This is a genomic window from Acidaminococcus intestini DSM 21505 (assembly GCF_000425045.1).
In the GTDB taxonomy this organism is placed as follows: domain Bacteria; phylum Bacillota; class Negativicutes; order Acidaminococcales; family Acidaminococcaceae; genus Acidaminococcus; species Acidaminococcus intestini.
Window position 1 is genome coordinate 45,289 of sequence record NZ_AULA01000014.1, and the last position, 6,353, is coordinate 51,641.

Consider the following 6,353-nt stretch of genomic DNA (forward strand, 5'->3'; position numbering starts at 1 on the left):
TTCTCTCAAGGTAAAGGAGAAATGATGCCGGAACTTCCAGAAGTCGAACAGGTACGGATCTCCCTGGAGCCGTACGTATTGGAACAGAAAATTGAAGACGTGAGAATCTTATTGCCCCGCATGATTGTCCACCCTTCGCCTGAAGGGTTCAGGAAGGGCCTTAGGGACGCTGTCGTGACGGCTGTCCTCCGCCGAGGAAAATATTTGTCCCTCATGCTCAAAGGCGGTGAAAGGCTTATGGTGCATCTGCGGATGACCGGTGCCTTCCTCGCTGTAAAAAAAGGGGAGTCCCTGCCGCCATTTGCGCGCTGGGGCCTGATTCTTTCCGGAGCTTATGATTTGTGGATGACAGATATCCGGACTTTTGGTACAGCGGCCCTTTATCAAGAAGGGGAGCCCCTTGATAAGGGCTTTGAAGCGCTGGGACCGGAACCGCTTGATGACGCAATGACCGGCACCTATCTTAAAGAAAGGGCGCGTCATAAGAAAACCCAAGTTAAACCCTTTATCCTTGATCAGTCCATCATCGCGGGACTTGGCAATATTTATGCCGATGAATCCCTTTTTGCGGCTGGCATCCGGCCTACGAAAAGGGTTAGCCGAATGACCAAAAAGGAATGGGAGCGACTTGCCATTGCCATCAAGGAAGTCATTCAAAGTGCCTTGCGCCATCATGGAACAACGTTCCGCAATTACCAGGATGCAGACGGAAAAATGGGGGATAACTTCCGGTACCTCAAGGTGTATCATCGCGGTGGGAAGCCCTGTCCATTGTGTGGGAAAACGCTCACGAAAACGAAAGTGGCGGGACGAGGCACCGTGTACTGTGCCCACTGCCAGAAATAGGAGGTTCATATGATCATTGGACTGACCGGCGGTATTGCGTCCGGAAAAAGTACGGTGAGCGCTTATTTGGCCCAAAAGGGCATCCCCGTTTTCGATGCTGATCGCTCGGGCTGGCATGTAGAAGAAAAGGGATCGCCTTGTTTAGCAAGGCTTGCCAAGCGGTTTGGAGAGAAAATCCTGATGGCAGATGGGCGCTTGGACCGAACCCGTTTGGCGGCGCTGGCTTTTTCGTCAAAAGAGGCCACACAGGATCTTAATGCAATCGTCCATGGCGCAATCAAAGAAGAAAGGGATGCGTTTTTACGCCTTCATAAGGACGACAGCCTCGTGGTCATTGACGCCCCCCTCCTTCTTGAAGGACACTGGGAAAGCGTATGTGATGAAGTTTGGCTTGTTTTTATTCCTGAAGAAGAACAGGTCCGCCGCGCCATGAAACGCTCTGGAATCACGCGGAAAGAAGTTCTCATGCGCATCAGGCGTCAGATGCCCCTTGTTGAAAAACGCAAAATGGCCGATGTCATCATTGATAATAGTCAAACGCTGGAAGCCCTTTATGAGCAAGTTGACCAGGCCCTTATGAAGGCGCTGGAAAGAGCCAGCACTATGGAAAATGAAAAATTTTCATGAACTTTACTTTTTTCCTCTGTATCTAAAAGGGAACTTTGGGCATCTTTCCGTGTCAAAAGGCTTTTTTGCTTTGGTCTTCCGTAAATAAGGAGAGTTGTCATACCCTCTTCCAATTTGTTACAATGAATAAGCAGGCTTTTTGTCGTGACCATCCTCTACGGGGGACCGCTTCAAAAAGCACGCCTGAAGTTAATCGTGATGCAGCTGTCAAGTGGGTGTCTGCTAGGGCAGCACCATGATCCATAGAGAGGGATTTCATTGAAGAAAAAAGAACAAAAGAAGCAATCTTCAAGACACTTCCATGGCCTTTTGGCCCTTATCCTAGTGGCTGTGGCGGGGTTTCTTATATGGCGCACGGATTTTTTCCAGCGCCGTGCGGTCTATCAGTGGCCTTATGGAAAGGAAATTCATCAATATAGTGCGCAGTACCGCGTAGATCCCTTTCTTGCCGTTGCCGTGATCAAAAATGAAAGCGGTTTCAATCCAGATGCGGAATCAAAAACAGGGGCCTTGGGCCTCATGCAGATTATGCCAGAGACGGGAAGCTGGATTGCCAAGAGTACGGATTTTCCTAATTTCAAGGCCAAGATGCTGATGCTGCCTGAACTGAATATCAAATTTGGGTGTTGGTACCTCAGTGAACTGGAATCAGAGTTCCAAGGCAATGAGATCCTCATGCTTGCCGCTTATAATGCAGGTCGCGGCACGGTCAAGGAATGGATGGCTGAAAACGGGTGGGGATTTGGCTTCAGTGATATTTCCGCCATTCCTTTTTCCGATACGCGGGAATATGTGCGAAAGGTCCTTTATGACCGTCAGCGTTATGCCGAACTCTACCACACCGTGAGCAACTGATGATGGGAAAAAGGGCGAACTGCAGCTTGATGAAATTTCCTAAAAAACTTCTTGACTCTCTTTTTGATTTCTGCTAGAATAGCATTGTTGTTGATGACAACGCGGCCATGGCGGAACAGGCAGACGCGCTAGCTTCAGGAGCTAGTGGGGGCAACCCCGTGGAGGTTCAATTCCTCTTGGCCGCACCAATTTTATCTGGTGCACGCGGTTGTGGCGGAACGGCAGACGCGTCAGCTTGAGGGGCTGGTGAGAGCAATCTCGTGTGGGTTCAAGTCCCACCAACCGCACCAAATCAAAGGATGAATCGTATCGAGCAAATGCCCGATACGATTTTTTTGTTGTAAAACTTTCAGCCTCGTAACAAAAAAAGGAGGACGTTTCTCTTTTTTTGAAGGATTGCGGGATGACTTCCCGTTTCTATAGTATTTTTCGATGGATGGGAAATCGCCTTTCTTTCCTTTTTGCTGGAAATTTCTTATTAAGGGATAAAATTCACTCTTTATTCATTTTAAGAAGTGTCTTTTTTCTTGTTTTACCAAAGCTGCTACGGTCTTTTCCTGTTTACTTATCCCATCAGTTTTTCTGATAGGGCTTTTTTCTGCCATGGGAGAACGTGGCGAACCATGCTACAATATGGGTATGATGAAAGAACCGAAATCTTGAAAAAGGAAGTGGACCCTATGACCCCAAAAATTCAGATGAAAACGCCCCTTGTTGAAATGGATGGCGATGAAATGACCCGCATCCTCTGGAAGATGATCAAAGATATCCTGATTCTTCCCTATATCGACCTCAAGAGTGAATACTATGATCTGGGGATGAAACACCGTGATGATACGGATGACGAGGTCACCATTGAGTCGGCGCTTGCCACAAAAAAATACGGAGTCGCTGTCAAATGCGCCACCATTACGGCAAATGCGGCCCGTGTAAAGGAATATGACCTTAAGAAAATGTGGCCCAGCCCGAACGGAACGATCCGTGCCATCTTGGATGGAACCGTATTCCGTAAACCCATTATGGTCAAGGGGATTGCCCCGCTCGTCCGTAACTGGGAAAAGCCCATCACCATAGCGCGTCATGCTTTTGGTGACATCTATAAGAATACGGAACTGCGTATTCCTGCTGGCGGCAAAGCGGAGCTTGTCGTGACGGATGCGCAAGGTAGACAGACGCGCCGCACCATTCATGAATTTAAAGGAGAAGGCATCACGCAGGGCATCTTCAATACGGATGAATCCATTCGCAGCTACGCTCATGCCTGTTTTGACTATGCGCTATCTGTCAAGGAAGACCTCTGGTTTGCCACGAAGGACACGGTCTCTAAAATCTATGATCATCGCTTCAAGGACATTTTCCAGGAAATTTATGACAAGGAATATAAAACGCGGTATGAAGCGTGCGGGATTGAATATTTCTATACTCTCATCGACGATGTTGTCGCCCGTATCATCCGTTCCCGCGGTGGAATGGTCTGGGCCTGCAAGAACTACGATGGCGACGTCATGAGCGACATGATGGCAACCGCCTTTGGTTCCCTTGCCATGATGACTTCCGTTCTTGTTTCTCCTGATGGAAACTATGAGTATGAAGCTGCTCACGGGACGGTGCAGCGTCATTACTATAAATATCTCAAGGGCGAGAAAACTTCCACGAATCCTGTGGCAACTATCTTTGCTTGGTCCGGCGCTCTTAGAAAACGCGGTGAGCTCGATGGTCTCCCTGAGCTCCAAACGTACGCCGACGCCCTTGAAAAAGCCACTATCGATACCATTGAAAGTGGCACCATGACAGGTGATCTTTACAGCATGTCGAGCCTTCCGGAAAAAGTAAAAGTAAACAGCGAGGAATTCCTGAACGCCATTGCAGGTCGTCTCGAAAAACTTCTCGCTTGATTGGGATCCCTCGTGGCGATGGACGTTTGTCCCCTGCCATGGGGGATTTTTTACAAATACGGGGTATAATCAGATCACAATGGTTTTCGCATTCACAGTAGCATAGCATCACTGTGTCGGAGTGATTTTTTACACCGAGTTTTTCAATCCGGTCCCCGTTTGCTATGATGAAACTGAATCCAAAAGGAGGGATACCATGGATACGATGGGTTATTTACGTAAAATTGGCCAGTTCGGGAAAAATCCTGATGGCTCCTATACACGGCGTATTTTTAGCCCTGAATGGGAGCGTGCGGCAGACCTTGTCCGGAGCGAGATGAAGGCCCTTTCCATGAAGACGGACCGAGATGCCGCTGGAAATGAGCACGGTGTTCTTCTAGGCTCCGTTCCCGGTCTTCCGGCGATTATCCTGGGATCCCATCTTGACACTGTGCCTTCCGGCGGTCTCTATGACGGCGCCATGGGTGTCGCAGCGGCTCTTGCAGCGCTTAGCCGTGCTCAAAAAGAGGGCGTGATTTTCCGTCATCCAATGGAGATTTATGCCTTTAACGGCGAGGAGTTCAACCCCTTGGGAGCGCTTTTTGGAAGCCGCGTCCTCACAGGCTGGTTTGATTCCGAAGCGCCCCATATGAAAGATGCACTGCATTCCTTTGGCAAAACTGGGGAAGAGATGGCTGCGGCGCGGCGCGATTTTGCTGGCGTCAAATGCTATCTCGAGGCCCATATCGAGCAGGGGCCTGAGCTTGCTTCCCGAAAGCTTCCTGTGGGTATTGTTACGGGCATTGCCGGCGTCTTTCGGTATCGCGTCATCTGCCACGGCATGGCTAATCACAGTGGTACGACGCTGATGAAGCGGCGCCATGACGCCATGGTGGGCATGGCAAAACTGATTGTTTACGGGGATCTGAGGTGCCGTGAACTGGACGATCATCTCGTCTTTACGGCAGGGACCATCAAGTGCTTGCCCAATTCAGCCAATGTTGTACCAAACCGTGTGGAAGCAACGTTCGAAATGCGCCACTTGGATCGGACCCTGACAGATGCCCTCATTGCAGACATCAAGACCTACGCCGAAACAATCCCGGATGTCACCTTTTCCTTTGAAACGCGGGAAGAAAAGCCCGGCACCTACTGTGACAAGGGACTTCAGGAAGTTTTTCAAAATGCCGCGGACCGCCTTCATCTGCCTTACTTTGTCATGCCCAGCGGTGCCAGCCACGACGCTCACGCCCTGGCCCGCCGCGTTCCAGTGGGGATGATCTTTGTCCCGAGCCGCGATGGCATCAGTCATAATGGAAAGGAATGGACGGACGCAAAGGATGTGCGCGCTGCTGGGAACCTTCTTTATGAAGCTCTCCGAATCCTTGATAAGGAGGATTGAGCAACGTCCTTAAATTCCTCCTCAAAGTCCCCTATAATGGACAGTATTTGTGTTATGATGATGCTAGAGGAGGGGAGAATATGAAAACTATCTATGTTACGATTACAGGAACGGACTTTTGCTGCGGATTGGACTTCTTTCGCCGGCACGATGCGCTTATCCTTAAAAAAGAACCCAAAAACGAATGGGACCGCGAGGCCATTGCCGTCTATCGGGAAGGCCTTGGCAAAGTGGGTTATGTCGCCAACAGTCCCAAGACCGTTCTTGGCGAAAGCTACAGTGCTGGCCGCCTTTATGACAAGATTGGCAAAAAAGCCACGGCCCGCGTCGAGGTGATTACGGACAAAGGAGTCCTCTGCAAGGTTAAAGGCCCCTTCAAGGACTAAAAAAAGAGGCTGCCTTCTTACTGAAATGTACCCTCTTTACTGGACACCCAGTAAGGAGGGTACATTTTGCGTTATACGACTGAATTTAAGCTGATGTGTGTAGAACTTTATCGTCAAGGTAAGTGGGTAAAAACACCTAAAGGAATTAAAACAGCAAATTTTCGTAACAAGATTCGTACTTGGAATCGTATCGAACAGGCTGGCGGACCGGAAGCATTGTGTCACAAAGCACATTACAAGGCATGGTCCCCAGAGGAGAAACTTGAATTGGTTTCACAAGTAAATGCCGGACAGTCAATGATGGCTGTCGCCTGTCAATATGGTATGAGCTATAGTCTTTTGTACCAATGGGTTCGTAAATAC

General features: G+C 49.2%; 7 protein-coding genes and 2 tRNA genes. All 9 read left to right on the top strand.

Annotated elements, in window-relative coordinates; translation table 11 throughout:
- Window positions 1–21: 21 nt before the first annotated feature.
- Window positions 22–846, top strand: a complete 825-nt coding sequence (gene mutM / locus H503_RS0105940; protein WP_009014917.1) for a bifunctional DNA-formamidopyrimidine glycosylase/DNA-(apurinic or apyrimidinic site) lyase — start codon at window positions 22–24, stop codon at window positions 844–846.
- A gap of 9 nt (window positions 847–855) precedes the next feature.
- Window positions 856–1,473 (top strand): dephospho-CoA kinase, encoded by a 618-nt coding sequence (gene coaE, locus H503_RS0105945; protein WP_009014916.1) that lies wholly within the window; start codon window positions 856–858, stop codon window positions 1,471–1,473.
- 258 nt (window positions 1,474–1,731) lie between these two features.
- Window positions 1,732–2,328: a lytic transglycosylase domain-containing protein gene (locus H503_RS0105955; RefSeq protein WP_009014915.1), complete on the top strand. Its 597-nt coding sequence runs from the start codon at window positions 1,732–1,734 to the stop codon at window positions 2,326–2,328.
- A 101-nt stretch (window positions 2,329–2,429) separates the two neighbouring features.
- Window positions 2,430–2,516, top strand: a tRNA-Leu gene (locus H503_RS0105960).
- 16 nt (window positions 2,517–2,532) lie between these two features.
- Window positions 2,533–2,618 (top strand) — tRNA-Leu (locus tag H503_RS0105965).
- Window positions 2,619–3,008: 390 nt separating this feature from the next.
- On the top strand, window positions 3,009–4,223 hold the full coding sequence (locus H503_RS0105970) for an NADP-dependent isocitrate dehydrogenase (RefSeq protein ID WP_009014914.1): 1,215 nt from the start codon (window positions 3,009–3,011) through the stop codon (window positions 4,221–4,223).
- Between the two features lie 196 nt (window positions 4,224–4,419).
- Entirely contained in the window at window positions 4,420–5,604 is a 1,185-nt protein-coding gene (locus tag H503_RS0105975) for a Zn-dependent hydrolase (RefSeq protein WP_248604841.1), read from the top strand.
- An 80-nt stretch (window positions 5,605–5,684) separates the two neighbouring features.
- Window positions 5,685–5,990 carry an HIRAN domain-containing protein gene (locus tag H503_RS0105980; protein ID WP_014129030.1) on the top strand — a complete coding sequence of 102 codons (306 nt, stop codon included), beginning with the start codon at window positions 5,685–5,687 and terminating at the stop codon, window positions 5,988–5,990.
- 66 nt (window positions 5,991–6,056) lie between these two features.
- The coding region (locus H503_RS0105985; protein ID WP_026385381.1) for a transposase at window positions 6,057–6,353 on the top strand (297 nt) is incomplete at its 3' end.